The 22,604-nt window shown below is 60.8% G+C and carries 18 protein-coding genes and 2 pseudogenes; 12 read left to right on the top strand and 8 right to left on the bottom strand.

What is annotated here, in order from left to right:
* Positions 1-140 precede the first annotated feature (140 nt).
* From ACVWW6_RS00770 to ACVWW6_RS00745, 6 genes are all read left to right on the top strand, one after another.
* Positions 141-1,928: a peptide ABC transporter substrate-binding protein gene (locus tag ACVWW6_RS00770; RefSeq protein WP_456679917.1), complete on the top strand. Its 1,788-nt coding sequence runs from the start codon at positions 141-143 to the stop codon at positions 1,926-1,928.
* 151 nt (positions 1,929-2,079) lie between these two features.
* Positions 2,080-3,039 carry an ABC transporter permease gene (locus ACVWW6_RS00765; RefSeq protein WP_456679916.1) on the top strand — a complete coding sequence of 320 codons (960 nt, stop codon included), beginning with the start codon at positions 2,080-2,082 and terminating at the stop codon, positions 3,037-3,039.
* Positions 3,005-3,946 carry an ABC transporter permease gene (locus ACVWW6_RS00760; RefSeq protein ID WP_456679915.1) on the top strand — a complete coding sequence of 314 codons (942 nt, stop codon included), beginning with the start codon at positions 3,005-3,007 and terminating at the stop codon, positions 3,944-3,946. Before ACVWW6_RS00765 ends, ACVWW6_RS00760 begins: the two co-directional genes overlap by 35 nt.
* A gap of 24 nt (positions 3,947-3,970) precedes the next feature.
* Positions 3,971-5,821 (top strand): ABC transporter ATP-binding protein, encoded by a 1,851-nt coding sequence (locus tag ACVWW6_RS00755; RefSeq protein ID WP_456679914.1) that lies wholly within the window; start codon positions 3,971-3,973, stop codon positions 5,819-5,821.
* Positions 5,822-6,131: 310 nt separating this feature from the next.
* Entirely contained in the window at positions 6,132-6,356 is a 225-nt protein-coding gene (locus ACVWW6_RS00750; RefSeq protein WP_456679913.1) for a hypothetical protein, read from the top strand.
* A 174-nt stretch (positions 6,357-6,530) separates the two neighbouring features.
* Positions 6,531-6,710 (top strand): hypothetical protein, encoded by a 180-nt coding sequence (locus tag ACVWW6_RS00745; protein WP_456679912.1) that lies wholly within the window; start codon positions 6,531-6,533, stop codon positions 6,708-6,710.
* Positions 6,711-6,843: 133 nt separating this feature from the next.
* Here the strand turns inward: ACVWW6_RS00745 and ACVWW6_RS00740 are convergent, their stop codons facing one another.
* The 6 genes from ACVWW6_RS00740 to ACVWW6_RS00715 all read right to left on the bottom strand — a co-directional run bounded on the left by ACVWW6_RS00740 (position 6,844) and on the right by ACVWW6_RS00715 (position 12,562).
* Entirely contained in the window at positions 6,844-7,587 is a 744-nt protein-coding gene (locus ACVWW6_RS00740) for a reverse transcriptase domain-containing protein (protein ID WP_456679911.1), read from the bottom strand.
* Positions 7,584-8,396 (bottom strand): IS21-like element helper ATPase IstB, encoded by an 813-nt coding sequence (gene istB, locus ACVWW6_RS00735; protein ID WP_208764263.1) that lies wholly within the window; start codon positions 8,394-8,396, stop codon positions 7,584-7,586. Before istB ends, ACVWW6_RS00740 begins: the two co-directional genes overlap by 4 nt.
* The gene (gene istA, locus ACVWW6_RS00730) at positions 8,393-9,907 is read right to left on the bottom strand and encodes an IS21 family transposase (RefSeq protein WP_456683104.1); all 1,515 of its coding nucleotides are present in this window, start codon (positions 9,905-9,907) and stop codon (positions 8,393-8,395) included. Before istA ends, istB begins: the two co-directional genes overlap by 4 nt.
* 249 nt (positions 9,908-10,156) lie before the next feature.
* Positions 10,157-11,665 (bottom strand): ISL3 family transposase, encoded by a 1,509-nt coding sequence (locus tag ACVWW6_RS00725; protein ID WP_456683103.1) that lies wholly within the window; start codon positions 11,663-11,665, stop codon positions 10,157-10,159.
* Positions 11,666-11,675: 10 nt separating this feature from the next.
* Complete coding sequence (locus tag ACVWW6_RS00720) at positions 11,676-12,239, bottom strand: reverse transcriptase domain-containing protein (protein WP_456679910.1); 564 nt, start codon at positions 12,237-12,239, stop codon at positions 11,676-11,678.
* 23 nt (positions 12,240-12,262) lie between these two features.
* Complete coding sequence (locus ACVWW6_RS00715; RefSeq protein ID WP_456679909.1) at positions 12,263-12,562, bottom strand: hypothetical protein; 300 nt, start codon at positions 12,560-12,562, stop codon at positions 12,263-12,265.
* A gap of 648 nt (positions 12,563-13,210) precedes the next feature.
* Between ACVWW6_RS00715 and ACVWW6_RS00710 the strand changes: the two are divergent.
* A pseudogene (locus ACVWW6_RS00710) lies at positions 13,211-13,525 on the top strand (transposase); the annotation flags it as partial.
* A gap of 20 nt (positions 13,526-13,545) precedes the next feature.
* Positions 13,546-14,545, top strand: a pseudogene (gene ald, locus ACVWW6_RS00705) (alanine dehydrogenase); the annotation flags it as partial.
* A 251-nt stretch (positions 14,546-14,796) separates the two neighbouring features.
* Here ald and ACVWW6_RS00700 read toward each other — a convergent pair.
* Positions 14,797-16,296, bottom strand: coding sequence for a CoA-acylating methylmalonate-semialdehyde dehydrogenase (locus tag ACVWW6_RS00700; RefSeq protein ID WP_456679908.1), 1,500 nt, complete (start codon positions 16,294-16,296; stop codon positions 14,797-14,799).
* A gap of 104 nt (positions 16,297-16,400) precedes the next feature.
* Here ACVWW6_RS00700 and ACVWW6_RS00695 point away from each other — a divergent pair, with 104 nt between their 5' ends.
* The gene (locus ACVWW6_RS00695; RefSeq protein ID WP_456679907.1) at positions 16,401-17,288 is read left to right on the top strand and encodes a LysR family transcriptional regulator; all 888 of its coding nucleotides are present in this window, start codon (positions 16,401-16,403) and stop codon (positions 17,286-17,288) included.
* 35 nt (positions 17,289-17,323) lie between these two features.
* On the opposite strand, the gene ACVWW6_RS00690 is transcribed toward ACVWW6_RS00695, so the two are convergent.
* Positions 17,324-17,884 (bottom strand): helix-turn-helix domain-containing protein, encoded by a 561-nt coding sequence (locus ACVWW6_RS00690; protein ID WP_456679906.1) that lies wholly within the window; start codon positions 17,882-17,884, stop codon positions 17,324-17,326.
* Positions 17,885-18,180: 296 nt separating this feature from the next.
* On the opposite strand from ACVWW6_RS00690, the gene ACVWW6_RS00685 reads away from it, so the two are divergent.
* The 3 genes from ACVWW6_RS00685 to folD are packed head-to-tail and all read left to right on the top strand — an operon-like array spanning position 18,181 to position 22,511.
* Positions 18,181-20,664 (top strand): GcvT family protein, encoded by a 2,484-nt coding sequence (locus tag ACVWW6_RS00685; RefSeq protein WP_456679905.1) that lies wholly within the window; start codon positions 18,181-18,183, stop codon positions 20,662-20,664.
* A gap of 15 nt (positions 20,665-20,679) precedes the next feature.
* Positions 20,680-21,612 (top strand): formyltetrahydrofolate deformylase, encoded by a 933-nt coding sequence (gene purU / locus ACVWW6_RS00680; protein ID WP_456679904.1) that lies wholly within the window; start codon positions 20,680-20,682, stop codon positions 21,610-21,612.
* Positions 21,609-22,511 (top strand): bifunctional methylenetetrahydrofolate dehydrogenase/methenyltetrahydrofolate cyclohydrolase FolD, encoded by a 903-nt coding sequence (gene folD, locus ACVWW6_RS00675; RefSeq protein ID WP_456679903.1) that lies wholly within the window; start codon positions 21,609-21,611, stop codon positions 22,509-22,511. The genes purU and folD overlap by 4 nt, the downstream gene beginning before the upstream one ends.
* The last annotated feature ends 93 nt before the right edge of the window (positions 22,512-22,604 follow it).

Here is a 22,604-nt window from a genome sequence, read left to right as displayed (position 1 = left end):
TCATTGCATCAATTAGTATCGGCAGTCCGCTACGATATAGCATTACGTGCTGGATGTGCCACGACCAACTGGTGGTTGTTGCACCCGCGAACGACGGCTTTCCTGAAAACAATGATCATGCGAACTAAAATGGGGGTAAAATGAAAGAGCAAGAAATGTGCGGCATGATTGCAGACATTAAAAAGGGAACGCTGTCGCGACGCTCCTTCATCCAAAGAATGGCGGCGGTGGGTATCGCAGCGCCGATCGCGAGCCAGATTCTGATCTGGAATGATATCGCGATGGCGGATGCAACGTTGCAATACAAGCCAACAAAGGCTGGTGGCGGCGGGCCACTGAAGATTCTGCTCTGGCAGGCTCCGACGCTGCTCAATCCGCACTTCGCCTCTGGAGTTAAGGACCGAGTGGCGTCGCGCGTCTTTTACGAGCCGCTCGCTGGCTGGGATAAGGAAGGTAATCTCGTTCCGCAACTTGCCGCGGAAGTGCCGACCCGCGCTAATGGCGGCCTATCCGAGGACGGCAGGACCGTCACCTGGAAGCTGAAGCCGGGCGTGAAATGGCATGACGGTAAGCCATTCACCGCCGCCGACGTCGTCTTCACGTGGGAATACGCCAAGGATCCTGCTACCGCCGCTTATAGCGCCGGCACGTACGCCAACATTAAGGTCGAGAAGATCGACGACCTCACCGTCAAGGTAGTTTTCCCGGAGCCGACGCCGTTCTGGGCCGATCCCTTCGTTGGCGGCTTTGGCATGATTATCCCGAAACATCGCTTCTTTGACTACAAGGGAGCTAAGTCACAGGAGGCGCCCGACAACTTGAAGCCCATCGGCACCGGTCCCTACAAGCTGGTCGAATTCAGGCCGGGCGACATCATTACGGCCGAGCGCAACACCGACTACCACGTGAAGAATCAGCCGTACTTCGATACGCTTGAGGTGAAGGGCGGCGGTGACGCGGTCTCGGCGGCGCGCGCCGTTCTGCAGACCGGCGAATTTGATTATGCCTGGAACCTGCAGGTAGAGGATGAAGTCCTCAAGCGCATGGAGACCGGCGGCCGCGGCAAGATCACCGCGGTTCCCTCGGGGGGGATCGAGTTCATCATCCTGAACACGACCGATCCCTGGACCGAGGTCGACGGTGAGCGTTCCAGCGCGAAGACCAAGCACCCGACCCTGTCGGACCCCAAAGTGCGCGAGGCGATCAACCTGCTGATCGATCGGGATTCGATCCAGAAGTTCATCTATGGCCGCGGCGGCACCGCGACTGCGAGCTTCGTTAACGAGCCCCAGCAGTTCAAATCGACAAAGCTCAAGTATGAGTTCAACATCGACAAGGCCAACAAGATCCTCGACGAGGCCGGCTGGAAGAAGGGCTCAGACGGGATCCGCGAAAAAGACGGCAAGAAGCTAAAGTATCTTTTTCAGACCTCAATCAACGCCCCACGCCAGAAGATCCAGGCCATTATCAAGCAGGCCGCCCAGCGCGCCGGCATCGACTTGGAGCTTAAATCGGTCACGGGCTCGGTGTTCTTCTCGTCGGACGTCGCCAACCCGGACACCTACGCGAAATTTTATGCCGATATGGAAATGTACACGGAGACGCAGCCGCAGCCCGATCCAGAACGGTTCCTCAGTCAGCTGACATCGTCGGAAATCGCAACCAAGGAGAACAAGTGGCAAGGTCGCAACGTCTCGCGCTGGTCTGATCCGGCTGCGGACGAGGCCTATAAGGCGGCGCAGAAGGAGCTCCAGCCGGCTAAGCGCGCCGCCCTGCTGATCAAGGTCTACGAGATCTTCTGCGAAGCCAACGTCATCGTGCCGATCCTCTCACGAACGAACGTCGCGGCTGCCTTGAATAACCTATCCCACGATCCCTCCGGTTGGGACGTCGACACCTGGAACCTCGCGGGCTGGTATCGCAGTTAGGTGCCGAGAAGCCATCGCGGAGACATCATCTTCGCGAGGGGCTCTGTTTGCTTCGGTTTGTCCCGTGCTGCACCGGGAGTCAACGGAGCGAACGGGCGGCAATCGGCATTCAGTTCGCAGCGCCGCCGCGAACACAAGGAGGCAAAACATCATGGCGACCTATCTTTTACGGCGTCTGATCATCGCGATTCCCAGTCTACTCGGCATTAGCGCTATCCTGTTCACGATCCTGGCGTTGGCGCCAGGCGATCCCTTCGCCGAAATGGCGGCCAATCCAAACGTACCGCCCGAGATTCGCGAGGCCATCCGCGCCAGCTTCGGCCTGAACGATCCGATCGGCATGCGCTATCTGCGATGGCTCTCCGCGTTGGCGCAAGGCGACTGGGGTTTCTCCTTCGCCAGTCGCATCGATGTGGACGACCTAATCCTGCAACGCGTGCCGACCACCCTCTTCATCGTCGGCTCCTCGCAGATCCTGGCGCTGTGCATCGCGTTTCCTGTTGGCACCTTCGCGGCCACGCGGCCTTATTCGATCTTCGACCAGATCGCTAACACGCTCGCCTTCGTCGGCTTCTCGCTACCGACCTTCTTCACCGGCTTACTGTTCATCCTGCTCTTCTCGGTAAAGCTCGACTGGTTGCCCTTTGTCTACCGTTCCGATATCGCCGCCACCGGCTGGCACTGGTATTGGGAGATGTTCCGGCAGGCGATCATGCCGATCACCGTACTCGGCCTTTTCCAGGCAGCCTCCTACACGCGCTACGTCCGTTCGGCGGTGCTCGACGTCGTCCGGCTCGACTACGTCACCACCGCGCGGGCCAAGGGCCTGAGCGAGCGCACGGTCACCCTGCGCCACATCACTCGCAATGCGCTGATCCCGGTCGTGACGATGGTCGCGCTGCAGATGCCTGCCGTCTTCGGCGGCGCCATCGTGACCGAGCAGATCTTCCGCATTCCGGGCATCGGCTCGCTGCTGATCGGCGCGATCCTCGCCAACGACACACCTGTGATCATGTCGGTGACCTTCGTGTTCACCTGCCTGGTCGTCCTGTTCAATCTCATCGCGGATTTACTTTATGGTTGGCTCGACCCTCGCATCTCCTTTGGCTAATCCCACTGTGGCCCCCGTCGCATCGACCGTGGCAGTCTCGCCGGGCCGCGAGGCTTGGCAGCGCTTCAAGCGCCATCGCCTTGCCGTGGTTAGTAGCTTCCTCCTCGGTTACCTGATCCTGGGCGTCGTCGTCGGCCGTTGGCTGTGGCCGGTCGTGATCGACGACATCGACTTCTCGGCCCAACTGCAGGGGCCGTCGCTCGCCCATCCGTTCGGCACCGACGATCTCGGACAGGACCTGCTTGCCCGCATGATCTATGGCGGGCGCATCTCGCTAGCAGTCGGGCTCGCGGCGATGGCGGTCGCGACCACAGTCGGCGTCGTCGTCGGCGCAATCGCCGGCATGTCGCGCAAGATCGTCGATCCCGTTCTGATGTGGGTGACAGACCTGTTCCTCTCGCTGCCGCAGCTGCCGCTACTGCTGCTGATCATCTATCTCTTCCGCGAACAGCTGAAGGCGGTGTTCGGCGTCGAGGGCGGCGTATTTGTCCTGATCGTCGTTGTCATCGGCGGGCTGCGCTGGATGTCGGTGGCGCGCCTTGTGCGTGCACAGTTCCTCTCGTTGCGCGAGAAGGAGTTTGTCGAGGCGGCCCGCGCCCAAGGCGCGACCAAGTTCCGCCAAATGACGCGCTACATCCTTCCGAATGCGCTCGGCCCGGTCATCGTCGCCGCGACGATCGAAGTCTCTTCGGCGATCATCACCGAATCGACCCTCTCCTTCCTCGGCCTCGGCTTCCCGCCGGATATCCCGACCTGGGGGCGTCTGCTCTTCGAAGCCAAAGATCATCTCGACTCGGCGCCGCATTGGGCGCTGTTCCCTGGTGCCGCCATCTTCCTCACCGTGCTGTCGATCAACTTCATAGGCGATGGCCTGCGCGATGCGCTTGACCCGCGCCGCGTGATCTGACCCTGGAACGACCGGGACTCTCTTATGACCTATCCGATCCTCGCCGTTTCCAACCTGACCACATCCTTCCGCGTTGAGCGGGTGTGGCGCCCGGTCGTCAAGGGCATCTCGTTCGACATCAAGCCGAAGGAGACGGTCGCGGTCGTCGGCGAGTCCGGCTCCGGCAAGAGCGTGACCGCGCTCTCGATCATGTTGTTGACCCCGCCCGGCTCGAGCAAGGTCGAGGGTTCGATCAAGCTGGCCGGCAGGGAGCTGCTGACCTTGCCGGACACGGACATGCGCCATATTCGCGGCAATGAGGTCGCGATGATCTTCCAGGAGCCGATGACCTCGCTCAACCCGGTGCTGACCATCGGCAACCAGATCGGCGAGGCGCTGATCCTGCATCGCGGCCTGTCGCACTCCGACGCCAAGGCCGAGACGATCCGGCTGCTAGAGAAGGTGCGCATCCCGGCGGCGAAGTCGCGCTTCCACGAGTATCCGCACCGCTTCTCTGGCGGCATGCGCCAGCGCGTGATGATCGCGATGGCGCTGGCCTGCAAGCCGAAGCTGCTAATCGCCGACGAGCCGACGACGGCACTCGACGTGACGATCCAGGCGCAGATCCTCGAGCTGATCAAGGTGCTGCAGGACGAGGATGGCATGTCCGTCCTCTTCATCACGCACGACATGGGCGTGGTCGCGGAGATCGCCGACCGCACGATCGTGATGTACGACGGCCACGCGGTCGAGACCGGCCCGACCGAGGACATCTTCAACCGGCCGAACCATCCCTATACCCGCGCGCTGCTCTCGGCGGTGCCCAAGCTCGGCTCGATGGAAGGCCACAAGCGGCCGATGCGCTTCCCGGTCGTCGACCGCTCCACCGGCCTCTCCGACGTGCCGACCGAGACCTCGGATACGGTGGCGGCGGCCGAGCGCCCCGTGCTCGAAGTCCGCAACCTGACGACGCGGTTCGAGATCCGCTCCGGCCTGCTGGGCGGCGTCAAGGCACGCGTGCACGCGGTTGAGAACGTCTCCTTCAGCCTGCAATCCGGCGAGACGCTGGCGCTGGTCGGCGAATCCGGCTGCGGCAAGTCGACGACCGGTCGTTCGGTGATGCGCCTGATTGAGCCGCTCTCCGGCTCGGTGCTGCTCGACGGTGAGGATGTGCTCAAGCTCGACCAGCGCACGCTGCGCGACCGGCGCAAGCGCATGCAGATGATTTTCCAGGATCCGTTCGCCAGCCTGAACCCGCGCATGAATGTCGGGGCGGCGATCGCCGAGCCGCTGCTGATCAACAACCTCGCCAATCGCGCGCAGGCGCGCGACAAAGTCGCCGAGCTGCTGCGCGGGGTCGGACTGGAGCCCGACATGGCGAGCCGGTTCCCCCACGAGTTCTCGGGTGGCCAGCGCCAGCGCATCTGCATCGCCCGCGCGCTTGCCGTCGAGCCGCGGCTGATTGTGGCTGACGAGTCGGTCTCGGCGCTCGACGTCTCCGTGAAGGCGCAGGTGATCAACCTGATGCTCGAGCTTCAGGAGCGGATGAAGCTCGCCTATCTTTTCATCTCGCACGACATAGCGGTGGTCGAGCGCGTCAGCCACCGCGTCGCGGTGATGTATCTCGGCGAGACAGTAGAGATCGGCCCGCGCGAGGCGGTGTTCGGCAATCCGCAGCACCCCTACACCAAGCGCCTGTTGGCCGCGGTGCCGGTGTTGGATCCGGCGCGGCGGCTGGAGAAGCGCCCGGTCTCCAACGACGAGATCAAGAGCCCCGTGCGTGCGCCGGACTATGTCCCGCCCGTGCGCCAGTTCCGCGAGGTCTCGCCCGGCCATGCCGTCATGATCTGGGGCCCGGAATGGGAGAGGAAGGAGCCGGCGGCGATCGCGGCTTGATGCTTCGGCATCCCGAGGGTTTACTCTTCCGTGAACCGTGTGGACCGCATCGATTGCATCCGTATCCAAGCCCACACGCTCTGCGAAAAGCCCTGGTGTGCAGCCGGTTCGGCCGCCGCTCTGAGATCCTCGACCAGCTCAGTCGACTTTCTCTTCGAGGAAATTGAGGGCCACACGCGATCCATAGCAGATTCTATGTGGTTGCGGTTTCCAGCGAGCCTCTTCCGCTGGGTAGCGCGAGGCAACGCATTGCCAAAACTGTCGCTTCGATGGCCTAGGCCACGCGCCTGCTCGCGAAGGGAATTTTGACGTGGTTCTGCCCGGGCTTGGTCGAAAAGATGGGCTTGGCGAAATGGCTGAAGCGGAGATGTTGAAACTGAGAGCGATCGAGAAAGTCGAGGCCGAGCTCGATGCCAAGGCCGAACAGTACCAGGCTGCTGCCGAGCGGCGCAAAATAGCTATCACGCGAGTAGCCGGCGAGTTCGAGGCTAGCGTAGCACAGGTGGTCGAAACGGTCTCGGCAGCCTCGACCTAACTTGAAGCTTTCGCGCGAAGGCTTACCCATTTGGCGGGCCAGAGCCGTGCACTCTCTATCGAGGTCGTCGCTTCGTCGAAAAAAGCGTCCATCAATGTTCACGTCGCGGCATCGACAAGCGTAATGGCGACAACGGTCGCTGATCTCGACCGTCGGGTCCAATAGGCTGCCCATATGGCAAGTGAAGCGGTTCGTAAAGACTATCTTACCGACCAACGCATGGCAGCTCTAGCGGCCGCGGCGGAGCGGATCGGCGGCGTTATTCAGCTGATCGCTGCGATCGCGCGGCAGACTAATTTGTTCGCGCTGAATGCGACGATCGACAACGCGTTCGCGGCAGAGGCTTCGCTGTAGTTGCCCAGGAAGTGAAATCTCTCGCGGCACAAACTGCGGGTCGTGGTCGAGTAGCTCGGCCATTCGGCTTTGCCCTCACAGATCCGGGCAGGCGGCTTTCCCGCACCCGGCCTCTTCCCGAGAGTAACCCGCGTCATATCTGCGCCTGCGCCCCTGTGCGAGTGATGCGTGGAGTTGGCAGGCGGAAGCGTGCCGTCAGGGTCTCGAACTCCGGCCAGCCCATGCGCCGAGTTTTCTGGCTACGCCGTCTCAGACAACGCAGCCAGGTCCGACGCACTTCCCGGTAGAAGCCGTTGAGCACTGGATAATTGTGCGGCCTGCCATAATAGCCATAGTGCCCGCGCAGAACGGCGGCGAACCGCTCGTGCTGCGTGGCCAGTGGCGCATGCATGAAGCGCCATGCCTCCTGGCGCAACGCCGTCAGCTTGCGCGTCAGGCGTTTCCCTTCCGTCTTGTGCTTCACGATGAACCGGCCATCCCGGGTCCGCCCGCAGTAATGGGTGAAGCCGAGAAAGGCGAAGGTCTTAGGCCGCCGCTCGCCGCGCCGCTGACGCGAGAGGGCCGCGAACCGGCCAAACTCGATCAGCCGCGTCTTGTCCTCATGGAGCATCAGGCCGAAGGTGGCCAGCCGCGCCCTGAGGGCCAAGAGCATTTCCTGCGCGTCTGCCTTGCTCTCGAAGCCCATGACGAAGTCGTCCGCATAACGCACGATCACGATGCGACCGCGTGCGCGGCGACGACGCCTGTAGCGCGGCAATCTGGGTAGGAAGTGCGCGGCGATCAGGATGGCGAGGCAGTGTCGCGGCCTGATGATGATTGCCGCGATGATTGTCGCGCGCAAGAGTTTTGTTGAACTCTGATTGTCGCGCAGCGTCAATCAGCGACGGTTTTAGGTGTCGCGTGCGATGGCGGCCGTCCTGGACCGCGTTTTCGTTCGAGGGCGGTCCGTCTGCGATAGCTCTCGACGTTCATTTCCACGATGGTGGCGTGGTGAACGAGGCGATCGATAGCGGCGAGGGTCATGGCGGGATCCGGGAAGACCCTGTTCCATTCGCCGAATGGCTGATTGGCGGTGATCAGCATCGAGCGGCGCTCGTAGCGTGCACTGATGAGCTCGAACAGCACGCTGGTCTCGGCCTGATCCTTGGTGACGTAAGCGAGATCATCAAGGATCAGGAGATCGAAGCGATCGAGACGATTGATGGCCGCCTCGAGGTTGAGCTCGCGTCGCGCCAGCTGGAGCTTCTGCACGAGATCGGTGGTGCGGGTGAAGAGGACGCGCCATCCGTTCTCGATGAGGGCCAGGCCAATCGCTGCCGCCAAGTGGCTCTTTCCGCCGCCGGGCGGGCCGAACAACAGCAAATTGGCGCCCTTGCCCAGCCAGCTGTCACCGGCGGCGAGCGCCATCACCTGCGCCTTCGAGATCATCGGCACGGCTTCGAAGTCGAAGCTGTCGAAGGTCTTTCCGGCGGGCAAACGTGCTTCGACAAGGTGTCGTTCGATCCGACGGCGGCCGCGTTCGGCGATCTCGTGCTCGGCGATGGTCGCGAGGAAGCGGCCGGCCGGCCAGCCTTCCTTGTCGGACTGTTCGGCAAATTGCGCCCACAGCACCTTGATGGCAGGCAGCCGGAGCTCATTGAGCAACAGATTGAGGCGCGCGGCATCAACCGTATTTGTTACGCTCATGCTGCACCTCCGGTTTCGGCGGTACCGATGAGGCATTCGTATGTCGCAAGCGGCACGAGCTGCACCACGACGCTCGGCAGGTTAGCGGGATCGGGGGCGAAGTGAGCATGTAGCCGGTTGAGGTCGGGCAGCCGGCCGGCCTCGAGGTCGGCGGTGAGCTGATCGGCGAGTTCGGTCTCGCAGCCGCGTTCATGAGCGAGCGCGAGGAGATCGACCATGATCCGGCAGGCTTTTTTGTCCGGCAAGCGTTCGCGCAAGCGATCGAAGGTCTTCCGATAGGCATCGCGCGGGAACAGCCGATCTCGGTAGACCAGATTGAGAAGCGCCATCGGCTTGCGCCGCAGGGAATGGATCACGTGCCGATAATCGACGACCTGGTCGTACTTGCCATTGGGATGCGGCCGCCCACGCGGCAGGGTGACGAGATGGGTGCCGCCGACGAACACGTCGAGACGATCATCGTAAAGGCGCACCCGCAGCCGGTGTCCGATCAGGCGCGATGGCACCGTGTAGAACACCTTGCGCAGGGTGAAGCCGCCGGACGATGTCACGCGGACGATCACCTCTTCGTAGTCGGAGGTGCGCCGATCGGGCAGCTCCTGCAATACCACGCGCTCGCTATCGATCCGCTTGGCGTTGCGGGCATTGCGGCGGCTGACGATCTCGTCGATGAAGCCGCGATAGGTGGCAAGATCGTCGAAGTCGACAGTTCCGCGCAGCAGCAAGGCGTCCGCGATTGCTCGCTTGAGATGACCGTGGGGCCCTTCGATCGAGCCATTCTCGTGGGCGACGCCTCGATTGTTGCGGGAAGGCCGCATGCCGTAATGGGCACAAAGGGCCTCGTATCGCTGCGTCAGATCGTCCCGTGCATCACGATCGAGATTGCAGAATGCGGCCGACAAGCTGTCGGTCCGATGCTCCCGCGGCGCCCCACCGAGCGACCAGAGGGCATTCTGCAGGCCTTCGGCCAGGGCAACGAAGCTCTCGCCGCCAAGCACGACGTGGGCGTGCTCGAACCCGCAATAGGCCAAACGGAAGTGATAGAGACGATGATCCAGCGGTGCGCCCGCGATCGTCACACCCAACTCCCCCATGTCTGTGAAGTCGGAGAGGCCGAGTTGGCCAGGCTCATGCGTTTGGCGGAAGATCACCTCCTGCTCCTCGCCGTGGATCGCCCGCCAGGCACGGATACGGCGTTCCAGGGTACGACGGATGCCGCTGCCGAGATCCGGATGACGCCGTAGCATCTCCTCGAACACCGCCACCGGGCGTAAGCCAGGTGCCGACTTCAGGATCGGGACGATCTCGGTCTCGAACACGTCGCTCAACGGGTCCGGCCGTCGCCGGCCGCGCGGCGCCTTCCTTTGCGATGGAAATCGGGGGTCTCTCTCGATCCGATAGGCGGTCGACGCACTGAATGATGCCTTGGCCGCCGCCACTGGCGGGCTATCGGTCTGACGGTACTTCATGTAGAGCCTCATCTGGTGATCTGTGATGTGTCGGCCGGGCACGCGAGTGATTCCTCTTGGCGGAAGAACCACTTGCATAACCCCGCCGGCCCCGATCACCAGTCGGCGCGGTCCTCCTCGGGATCGCGCCGACGCTTGGCTCGTAACTCCGGTCGGGCTACGCCCTCCCTACGTCACGAGCCCAGCTAAACTCTCTCACCTTGATTGACGCTGCTTTCCATCCTGATCGGGTTCTTCCGCACATTTGGTGCAGCTTGAGTAGCTGGGGTTGGACAGGTTGCCCGGTCATACTCAAGCAGCCAGAAGGACGCGTCGACGCAATAGCGGATAGCTTGCCCGGCCATACATTTGTCGTTTGATGGCTTTGATCCTGCTGATCTGGCCTTCGACCGGACTGGTTGTCCAGGGGGTTGTTATTGCCGCTCGGACCGCGTCGATGTCGCGCGCGATGCCGTTGGCGAAGCTCTTGAGCTCGCTGGTGGCTGCTTGTGCGATCCATTTATCGAGCTCGGCGATGTCGCTGCCCCTGAGAAGAGACACAAACCGCTTCGCTAGCTCTGCTGTCGTGGCGAGTTCCGGAGCTCGCGCAAACAGGTGACCGAGGAACAGCCTGGCGTCAGCATCGATCTGATCCAGATCCCGACTCAAATACCAAGCACAGCGACGACGCGAGGGAGCTTTCCAGGTTGGGTGCGGTTGTGCTGCTCCTCCGGAGCCTGCATGTGCACGCCTGTCAGCGGCCCATCGCGCGACGGTCACCCGACTTCCAGTATAACCCTGTTGCTGAAGCTCGCGCCAAAGCTGCTGGCCCCCCTGGCAGCCGGAGGCCCACCGCGCTTCGAGCCATGCCGAGAAGGGCGCGAGAAGATGTGAAGGTCTGTGAGGACGCGAATGCTCTGGTTCGCCGCCAGCGGCCAGCCAGCGCTGAACCGTGCGCCTGTCGACGCCGAGCAGTTGGGCGATCCCAGATGTCGGGCAACCTTGCTCGCGTAGGCGACAGATTTCATCCCAGCGTTCGCGTCGTGCAGCCTTTCGATCCGCCCGCAATTGTGCAAGGCCGGGCGGGAGCGTGGAACTGCCAGTCTTCGGTCGTTGCACGGACGCCATGATTTGCACGGCGGCGGCTATGCTGTGACGATGGCGGCCGACCGCGTGGCGCAGGGCCTCACCCAGACTGTTGAGCAGGTGCCAGCGGTCCGCCACCTGCACCGCGTCGGGTGCGCCGCAGCGCGCGCCATCAGCATAAAGGCCCGCACGGTCGCGCGCGACGACCTTGATCTCCGGCCAGCGCTTCAGCCAGCGCGCAACACTGTCGGCATTACGATCGGGAAGCAGGTCAAGTACGCAATTGCGCTCCAGATCGCAGATGATCGTTCCATATCGCTGGCCACGACGCCAAGCCCAATCGTCGATGCCGACGACGGTCGGGGCCACGAAATCCGGCAAGGGAGCCGAGTGAACCATCCGGAGCAAGGTGTCGCCACTGACCGGCATGGCCAGTTTGCGCGACAGGCGCGAGCCGGGTTCTCCGCCGACCGCAAAGCCCATTGCCAGTAGGCTCTCGCCGAGGCGGGTTGTGCGTCTTGCTTTCGGCCGCACCGTTGCCGGTAGCCGCTCGGTGAATATCTGACGCGGGCATTGCGGATTCGCGCATCGAAAGCGTCGCGCCTGAAGCCGGATTTCGACCACTCGACCTTGCCACGGCAGATCGGCTAAGCGTCGCAGGTAATGGCTGTGGACGCGACCCGTCTGGCCGCCGCAACAGGGACAGAGCGAGACCGCTGACTTCGGCCGAGCCACGAGCACCACCCTATCCGTCTGGGGAAGGATCTGGACAATCGAAAGTTCGGGGGAAACCAGCGAGCGGAAGGCATGGAGCAAGGCGAATCACGGACGTCGACTGCGATTCCGACCTTATGCCCTTATTCGCACTGTTCGTGAATCCTGCACCCTGCACCAAATGTGCGGAAGAACCCCTGATCGCCGCGCGACAGACGCCATTGATAGTCCAGAGATCGAGGATGTAGTGCAGGAAGATATCGGCAAGGAGCGGGCTGATGCCCGCCCCCTGCGGCGTGCCCCTGTCCGTCTCTCGCTTCTCGCCGCTCTCAAGAACGCCGGCTCGCAGCCACAGCCCGATGAGCTGCAAGATGCGAGGATCGGCGATCCTCTGCGCCAGCATCCGCAACAGCCACTCGTGGTCGACCGAGTCGAAGAAGCTGCGTATGTCGGCATCGAGCACCCAGTTCACGTGCTGGCTCATGATCGCCGTATGCAGAGCATCAAGCGCCATGTGAGGATTCCGCCCCGGCCGGAAGCCATAGGAGAACCCGAGGAAGTCGGCCTCGTAGACGGCGCTCAGCACCTCGGCCACCGCGCTTTGGACAATCTTGTCCTCTAGCGCCGGCACGCCGAGAGGCCGCTACCGCCGTCGGCTTTGGGGATGTAGATGCGCCGCACCGGCTGTGGCCGGTAGCGACCGGAGTGGACCCGTCCGCAGAGGTCGCGGAGGTTATCCGTCAGCCTCTCTTCGTACTTCGCCACCGTCACCCCATCGACCCCCGCGCTGGCCCGCCGCTTTTGTCGTCGAAACGCCCGAAGAAGAGCGTCTTCGTCGACATGGTGCAGCAGGGCCGTGAACCGGGTTTGGGCAGCTTGCTTGGCTGCCGCGTTCACCCGCTTGAGGTTCGGCGGCAAGGTAACCCGGCTCTGTGTCCGGACCCTGGCCTCCTCGCGCGGGCTCCCCTCGAGCTGGTCCCTTCCCTCCATGCGTCTCGTTACCTTCGACGACTTCACAGGTAGTATGGACCAGTCCGACTCCCGACCTCAGCTCGAACAACGGCTCTGGCGGTGCCTTGCCGCTGTCCCCCGCTGGAGATCAATCCAGCGGACCCGGTCGGGCCTCTCATGTTCCGATGATTACCTTCCGTGCGTGATGAGGCCATCGACCCCGACGGAGCGGCATCGTCTCGCGTATCGACGATGCTCATGCAGCCTTCGTGCTTAGGGAACACACTCGGCCTCCGCAAACATCCACCTTTCGAGGCTCATTCCCGCACCCCGCACGACTCCTGTCTACACTTCGGACCCCAGCGTTGCCGCGACGCCCGCAAGACTCGGTCCCGGCTTGCCTGCTACGGCTTTGGCCGGATGGGACTTGCACCCACAAACAATCATCGGCTTGGCATGACGTACTCCCCGGCGGTGTTGTAGGTCGGTAGAGCAAAGCCGCCCGGACGCGCGCCCTCAAATAGCGCCGTAGCGGGCGGGCGGCTTTGCGGTGGTCACCGGCAGTTCTCCGGTAGGATCGGGTTGCGACACGCCAACGCAACCGAGAAACCGCCGATGACCGACATGATGAACCTGCGCACGCTCCTGGAGAAGACCCCTGATGCGCAACTACGCGCGAGATGATTGGCTTTGTCGCCAGCGACTGATGGAGCTGGAAGTGGAAGGCCAGACCGGGCCGCCTACGGCGAGAAGAACCCGGAGCGTCTGGCCCCGCGCAACGGCTACCGCGACACGACCTGGGAGACCCGCGCCGGCACGCTTGAGCTCCGCATCCCCAAGCTGCGCAAGGGCTCCTACTTCCCCGGCTTTTTGGAGCCGCGCTGGACGGCCGAGAAGACGCTCACGGCCGTGGTGCAGGCCTGCTGGCTCTGTCGCCATTGCAACGAAATGCCGGCGTCGGCATCGGCGCGGCAGACCAGGGCTACCGCAAAGCTGGCGCGACTATTTTAGACTCAGCTCACGAGGTGTTTGCATCGAGTGAGATGATCGTGAAAGTAAAGGAGCCCCAGCCCCCCGAGTGGGCCCTCCTGCGAGAGAACCAGATCCTCTTCACCTACCTTCATCTGGCGCCTGATCCAGAGCAAGCCAAAAGCCTTATGCAATCTGGCTGCACTGCCGTTGCCTATGAAACCGTGTCTGATGCGCATGGCGGTCTTCCGCTGCTTGCGCCGATGAGCGAGGTCGCTGGCAGGCTTGCGATCGAAGCGGCCGGTGCGGCCCCGAAACGATATGCTGGAGGGCAAGGGGCTGCTGATCGGTGGGGTTCCCGGTGTCCAGCCGGCTAGGATAGTGGTGGTCGGAGGCGGCGTTGTCGGCACCCACGCGGCCCGGATGGCGGCAGGCCTGGGTGCCGAAATTACAATCCTAGACCGCTCGATTCCTAGGCTTCGCGAGGTGGATGAACTATTCGAAGGCCGCGTTCGAACCAGGTTCTCGACGATCGAAGCCGTCGAGGAGGAGGTCTTTGCAGCGGAGGTTGTCATCGGCGCTGTACTTGTGCCGGGTGCGAGCGCGCCCAAACTCGTCACCCGTGACATGTTGAGTTCAATGCGCAAGAGCTCAGTGATTGTCGACGTTGCGATTGATCAAGGCGGCTGTTTCGGGACCTCACGTCCAACCACGCACGCCGATCCGACGTATGAGGTGGATGGGGTGATACACTACTGTGTCACCAATATGCCAGGAGCCGTCCCACTAACTTCGAGCCATGCGCTGAACAATGCGACACTGCCGTTTGGGCTGGCTCTTGCCCATGGGGGGCTCGCAGCAGTGCTCGACGATCCGCATCTGCGCGCAGGTCTCAATGTCCATCGGGGCCGGGTCACCTACAGGGCTGTAGCTGAGAGCCTCGGCGTCCCATTTTCACCGATCGAACAGGCGGCGGCCTGATCACAGAGGTCCCTCTGGGACGTTTCCTCCCTGACTTGGCGAGCCACTCCGAAAAGGAGTGGCCCTTTTTTGCTAGCCTAGATCACGATTTCAGCTGTCGTAGAATCTCTGGTCGGGCCGAAAGAAACTGAATGCGTATGCAGGGGACAAGCCGCCCTCGATCCGCGTTCATCCTGCAACTGGGGCTACGTACTATGGCTGCCCTGGATAAGTGGGAGTCGCCGACGGGATCAAGCCGGCGATCCTATCGATCAGCTCATCGTCGGCATCACGAATTCTGCGCCGCTCCGGATGCCCGTTGGCCATCGCGTCGTGATTGTTTTCAGTTTGGTGTAAAATCGCACTCCTTCGGGGCCGTGCATGTGGTGGTCTCCGAAAAGAGAAGCTTTCCACCCGCCGAACGAATGAAATGCCATCGGAACGGGAATAGGGACGTTTATTCCGACCATTCCGACCTGAATCTGGTGAGCGAATTCTCGTGCCGCATCCCCGTCTCTGGTGAATATGGCGGTGCCGTTGCCGAATTCGTGCTTATTTATCATGTCGGCCGCCTCATCATAGGAACCAGCGCGAGCCACCGCGAGCACAGGGCCGAAGATCTCCTCTCGATAGATTTTCATCTCCGTTGTCACTCGGTCGAACAGGGTTCCCCCTATAAAGTAACCGTTCTCGTACCCTTGTCGCTTAAAGTCGCGCCCATCAACAACGAGTTCTGCACCCTCGGCAACGCCGGCGTCGACGTAAGCGCGGACCTTGTCACGGTGTTGTTTCGTCACGAGCGGCCCCATTTCTACGCCGGGATCGGTGCCGGGACCAATGGTCAATGCACGAACCTTCGGTGCCAGTCTTTGGATGAGTTCTCGCGCCGTGGCATCGCCGATAGGGACGGCTACCGAAATCGCCATGCAGCGTTCGCCCGCCGAGCCGTAAGCTGCTCCCATCAGTGCATCAACTGCCAGATCCATATCGGCGTCGGGCATTATGATCATGTGGTTCTTGGCACCACCGAGTGCCTGGCAACGCTTGCCGTGATGCGTTGCGGTCTCGTAGATATAGCGCGCGATGGGCGTCGAACCGACAAAACTCACAGCCGAGACGTCAGGGTGAGTGATAAGTGCATCAACCGCCTCCTTGTCGCCCTGGACGACGTTGAACGCTCCGCGGGGTAGACCTGCCTCATTGAGCCACTGCGCCAGGATAAGCGAAGCCGATGGGTTGCGCTCGGACGGCTTGAGGACGAAAGTGTTTCCGCAGGCGAGCGCGACGGGAAACATCCACATCGGAACCATTGCCGGAAAATTGAATGGGGTAATGCCGGCGACGACGCCGAGCGGCTGCCGCAGCGAATGGGAATCGACGCGGGTGCCGACGTTCTCGGTAATTTCACCTTTGAGGAGTTCCGGCGCGCCCGTCGCAAACTCTACCACTTCCATTCCCCGCTGAATCTCTCCTTTCGCATCGGACAGAACCTTGCCATGTTCAGCACTGATCACTTGAGCGAGTTCATCGATCCGGTCTTCGAGGATTCGCAAGAAGCGATTGAGAATGCGCGCGCGCCGGAGCGGAGGCGTGCTGGCCCACGCCGGAAAGGCCTCTCTTGCCGCAACGACTGCAGCGCTTACGTCTTCGGCCGAAGCCAAGCCGAGCGTTCCCGACTGTTCGCCGCTCGCAGGGTTGAAGACAGGCGAGCTCCTACTGCCTCGACCCTGGAATACTTGGCCATTGATGAAGTTCGGAATGGTCGCGGACATCGTTGCGCTCCTCTGTCGGATGCTTGATCTCAACCGATATGAAGCGCATGAATCTGCACATCAATTGCCGTGTTCGCGGCTCCGTTGTGCAGAAAGTGTAGTCAATGGATTGGGAGCGGGTTCGGATATTCTTGGAAGTCGCGCGTGCTGGGCAGATCCTGAAGGCGTCAAAGCGGTTGCGGCTCAACCATGCGACGGTCGCCCGTCAACTTACCGCGTTGGAGAAAGGTCTCAACGCCAAGCTGCTCGAGCGCCACATCTCAGGTTGCGCGCTCACACCGGCAGGTGAGGCCCTGGTTGCGGCTGCAGAACGCGCCGAGAGTGAGCTTCTCAAAGTCGGCGCAAGCATCGGCGGTACTACAGAAGCGATTACTGGCACCGTGCGCGTCGGGGCCCCGGACGGGCTGGGTAACTACTTTTTGGCTAGCCGGCTTGGAGCGCTAGCTGCCAAACACCCTGGCCTTGTCATTCAGCTCGTCCCGCTTCCCCGCACTTTTTCATTGTCGCGGCGCGAAGCGGATATTGCAATCACCCTCGACGAGCCAAAGCAAGGGCGGCTGATCGTCTCGAAATTAACCGACTACACGTTGAGCGTCTATGCGGCGCAGAGCTATTTGTCACGGGAAGGTGCAATCGAAAGTCAATCTGATCTGGCGGGACGGCTGTTCGTCACGCACGTGGAGGACTTCGTGTACAGCCGGGCGCTGGACTATGCCTCGGCTCTTGGCCGCCTGATGTCGCGTCGCTACGAATGCGGCAGCGTCGTCGCCCAGATGGAGGCCGTGCGAAGCGGCCACGGAATCGGCATCTTGCACGACTATGCGGCCCGAAATTATCCCGAACTACAGCGCCTACTCCCCGAAGTGCGGTTCGCGCGAAGCTACTGGCTGACTTCGCATTCCGACACGCACGAGACCCGTCGTGTCCAGGAAGTGCGCCGCTTCATCACGACTTCAATCAAAGCCGCGAGGATCGACCGCGAGATGGATTGACCGATTTCGCTGCCCAATCAAGTGAAAGATACTCACTAGTAATGCGGCGGAGTAATCACCCAAACCACCTTTGCGGGCACCTTTCCTGGATTTGCGCAGCGATGTTGCGAGGTGCTGCTGAACGAAAAGCTATCCCCCTCCTCAAGCTGGAAGCGCTTTCCGTCAACCCATAAGTCCAATCGACCCGCAATCAGAATGCCTGCTTCATTGCCATCATGGCTGTACTCGCCGCTATCAGCGCCTGGTTCGATTGTGCTCAGAAGGAGTTCGAGAGGACCGGCTAGATTGGGAGACAGAAGCTCTTCAGCGATGCCTAGCCCAGTAAATGTCAGGCGTCGGCGATGCGCTTTACGAACGATGACGTCCCTTTCATCCGGGGTAGCCTGCAAGTTGCCATTGAAGAACCAATTCATATGGACGCCGAGGGCGTCGCTGAGCTTCTTCAAAATTCCGATCGGCAGCTTCGATTGATTTCTCTCAATTTGACTCAAATAGCCGACCGAGATTCCGGCTGCCTGGGCAAGCTGGGTCAAGGTCAACTTCTTGATTTTGCGCAATTCACGGATCTGTCCGCCCACGGCGGCTTCAGGGTCCATGCTGGATCCCGACTCTGTGGCCGCCCATTCGTCAGCCGCGCGTATCGATCTAATAGCCATCGACTCCTTCGACCTTCAAAACAACGCTAGCACGAAAGGCCTCTCGATGCTCGACGGAGTGCACCGAGACCACATCAGAAGCCAAAGTCTCGCAACCTAGGCGCGCTCAGTCGCCGAGAGCGCTCGATTCTTTATAGACGGCACAATTTTGAAAAAAAACACCTTGGTCATGAAAAAAATCGTTCACAATTGTGAAAAAATCTGACAGAATTTCACGGTTGGATCGGAGATCGGGTGTGACGGAACTTCCCAAGTCGGCTCAAGTCGTCATCATAGGCGGCGGAATCATGGGCTGCAGTCTGGCCTACCATCTAACCCTTCGCGGTTGGACGGACGTTGTTTTGCTCGAACGAAAACAGCTTACGTCCGGCACCACTTGGCACGCAGCGGGCCTCGTTGGGCAGCTTGGTGCGACTCACAATCTCACACGGCTAGCTCAATACACGACAGAGCTTTACTCTGAACTCGAGCGCGAAACGGGTCAAAATACCGGATACCGACAGATTGGATCGCTCGCAATCGCCAACAACCATGAGCGTTTTGAAGAACTCCGGCGTGGAGCCTCGATGGCCCGATGTTTCGGGTTGGAGGTCAACGTCATGTCGGCGAAGGAGGCGGGTGATCTTTGGCCGTTGATGGCGACCGAGGACCTCGTCGGCGCGGTGCACCTTCCGAAAGACGGGCAGACGAACCCGGTGGATACGACGCAAGCCCTAGCAAGGGGAGCGAGGGGTCGTGGGGCGAAGATATTTGAGAATACCGCGGTTACCGACATTCTGATCGAAAATGGCCGTGCCACGGGCGTGCGAACGAAGGACGCCGAAATAGCAGCTGAATACGTCGTCAATTGTGCTGGCATGTGGGCGAGGGAGCTCGGTGCACAAGCCGGCACGACTGTCCCTCTTCACGCTGCCGAGCACTTCTACATCGTGACTGAGCCGGTGCCTGAAATCAGAAAGCATCTTCCCGTACTGCGTGACGGCGATGCCTGTACTTACTTCAAGGAAGACGCCGGCAAGCTGCTGGTTGGTTGGTTCGAGCCGGTCGCAAAGCCGTGGGGTATGCAGGGAATTCCTGAGAGCTTTGAATTCGATACTCTGCCAGATGACCTCGAGCATATTGAGCCATTGCTTGAGGGGGCAATTCGTCGTGTGCCGATACTGGCAAAAACCGGGATCCAGTTGTTTTTCAACGGTCCTGAAAGCTTCACGCCCGATGACCGCTACATGCTGGGCGAGACGCCTGAAGTGCGGAATCTCTTCGTGGCGGCCGGCTTCAACTCGATCGGTATTCGCTCCGCGGGTGGAGCAGGTAAAGTCCTGGCCGACTGGATCGTCGACGGTCATCCCCCGATGGACCTTTGGGACGTTGATGTGCGGCGCGTCATGCCGTTCCAGTCGAATCGACGATACTTAAAGGACCGCACTGTCGAGGCTCTCGGCCTCTTGTACGCCATGCATTGGCCGTTCCGGCAGCCCGACACGGCAAGAGGAGTTCGCCGCTCGGCCCTCCACGATCGTTTGCTCGCGCAAGGAGCTTGTTTTGGAGAGGTCGCGGGCTGGGAGCGACCGAACTGGTTCGCGCCGAAGGGGCGAGAGGCAAGGTACGAATATAGCTACGGCCGTCAGAATTGGTTCGAACACTCAGCCGCGGAACATCGGGCGGTACGGGAAAGTGTTGGATTGTTCGATCAATCGTCCTTCGCGAAGTTTATCCTTGAAGGGGACGATGCCGAATCCATCCTGAACAGGATATGTTCCAATAACGTTTCGGTGCCGGTCGGCCGCATCGTCTATACGCAATGGCTCAATGAACGAGGCGGCATCGAAGCGGATCTTACCGTCACGCGCGAAGGCTTGAAGCGATTTCTCATCGTAACGGCGGCGGCGACGCAAGTCAGGGACTTTGCCTGGTTGCGCCGTCACATTCCCGAAGGTGCGCGAGCGATCGCGATCGATGTAAGCTCCGCCTACGCCGTACTGGGCGTCATGGGTCCGAAATCAAGGGATCTCTTGAGCAAGCTTACGGATGCGGACCTCTCTAACTCGGCATTTCCCTTCGCGACCTCCCAAGTCATTGACCTTGGCTATGCCAAAGTCAGGGCAAGCCGCATTACCTATGTCGGCGAACTCGGATGGGAATTGTACATCCCAACTGAGTTCGTACAGGGGGTCTATGATTGCCTCGTCGAAGAAGGCGCGGCATCAAATATGCGTCTCGCTGGCTATCATGCCATGAATTCTCTGCGAATGGAGAAGGGGTACCGTCATTGGGGGCACGACGTCACGGACGAGGACACCCCACTGGAATCAGGTCTCGGCTTTGCGGTGGCGTGGTCGAAGCCGCAAGGCTTCATTGGACGAGATGCACTGCTGCGCCAGAGGGACGCAGGGGCCAGGCGAAAAATGATCCACGTCGCGCTGAACGATCCGGACGTGTTGATCTACCACAACGAACCAATTTGGCACGACGGGCGGCTTGTTGGCCGTATCACGTCCGGCATGTTCGGACACACAGTCGGCACCTGCTTGGGATTGGGCTTCATCGACAACTCGAATGGCATTGTCGATGCGTCCTTTCTCCAGAGCGGGAAATTCGAGGTCGAGGTCGCCGGCGTGCGTGTACCCGCGCGCGCATCATTCCGTCCGTTTTATGATCCCAACAATAGTCGCGTAAAGGATGTCGGGGAGGGTGCTCTCGTCTCGGCCGCGGCCTCGTAGAAGAGCTAGATTGTCATGGCCGAAACAAGCGTCATACCTGGACCTGTTCATGCCGAAACGCAAACGTCAGTTGTCGATGGGTCTTCCAAAGATCGCTCCCTGCGTCCTGATTTCATTCTGACATTCTCCTGTCCGGACCGAATTGGGATTGTGCACGCCGTTTCAGGCTTTCTCGCCACGCACGGGTGCAATATCCGTGACAGTGCTCAATTCTCGGACCGCAGCGTTGGAAGGCTTTTTATGCGCGTGTCGTTTGATGCGCCTAGCGTCCTGCTGACGGATCTGCAGGCAGACTTCTCGGAAGTCAGCACTTCATTCGGTATGACCTGGGAATTTCATGACTGCAAGTCGAGGCCTCGTCTTCTGATCATGGTGTCGAAGGCGGGGCATTGTCTGAACGATCTGCTGTTCCGGTACGCAACCGGCACTCTGGGGGTCGAAATCCCGTTGATCGTCTCCAATCACCGCGACTTCTACCGGCTCGCCGCGTCCTATGACATTCCGTTTCATCATATGCCCATCACCGCCGATACGAAGCTCGCGCAAGAAGCAAAGCTCCTCGAGTTGGTTGAGCAGGAGCGAATCGACCTCGTTGTCTTGGCGCGCTACATGCAGGTCTTGTCAGACAATCTTTGTCAAAAGATGTCTGGAAGGATCATAAATATACACCATTCCTTCCTGCCGAGCTTCAAGGGAGCTCGGCCGTATCATCAGGCCCACTCACGAGGGGTCAAGTTGATTGGAGCAACGGCCCACTACGTGACGGCCGATTTGGATGAAGGCCCAATCATTGAACAAGACGTGCTCCGTGTGGACCACTCCCTGACACCAGACGATCTTTCGGCGATCGGAAGAGATGTCGAGGCCGCCGTTCTGGCGCGGGCCGTCAAGCTGCATGCCGAAAATCGAATACTCATGAATGGCGATCGCACGGTGATCTTTCGATGAACATCCGGGAAATAAGTGAGGCCACTCTCATCGACGGTGGCGCGGTGGCGGCAAGGCTCCATTCTGAGCTGCGAAGTGCAGTCGAGAACCTTGTAGAGAGAGGGCTTACGCCCGGACTGGCCGTAGTCCTCGTTGGCAACGATCCGGCGAGTTCGGTGTACGTCCGCAACAAGATTCGCCGTTCTGTTGAAGCTGGTTTGCGTTCATTTCATCATGAACTGCCGAGCACGACGAGCGAAACAGATCTGTTATCGTTGATCGATCGACTGAATTCCGCTCACGACGTGGACGGTATTCTCGTGCAGTTACCGCTCCCTTCTCATATCGATGCCCAAAAGGTGACGGCGGCCGTCGATCCGGCGAAGGACGTAGATGGCTTTCATCCGATGAATGTAGGCAAGCTCTCGCTTGGCGGGCGTGCGCTAGTCCCCTGTACTCCGCTCGGGTGTATGCTGCTGATCAAGGGAGTTCGCAGCCAGCTTGCTGGACTGAATGCCGTCATCGTTGGACGCTCCAACATCGTCGGTAAGCCGCTCGCGCAACTTCTACTTCGAGAAAATTGCACGGTCACAGTCGCGCACTCCAGGACTGAGGATCTACCTTCGGTGTGTCGCCGCGCGGACATACTTGTAGCTGCCGTCGGGCAACCCGAGCTTATTCGTGGTGACTGGATCAAGCCCGGCGCGATTGTAATCGATGTCGGGATCAATCGCGTCGAGCACGAGGGGCACCAGAAATTGATCGGCGACGTGGACTTTGCAGGCGCGCGTGCCGTGGCCGGCGCGCTCACCCCGGTTCCGGGTGGGGTGGGCCCCATGACGATCGCTTGTCTTCTCAGAAATACAATCGAGGCCGCCTGTCGTCGACACGGCGTCGCTTCGCCTATTGGTGCGTCGTGACCAATTATTCCAAAAAGCACCTTATGAAGAATGTCCGAAGCATCCTTGAAAGTTATCTGAGCTGCAGCCGGGGCTGTGAAGCTCCGTTTCTTA

The organism is Bradyrhizobium sp. USDA 3311 (assembly GCF_054062495.1).
This window is presented reverse-complemented; position numbering and strand designations above follow the sequence as displayed.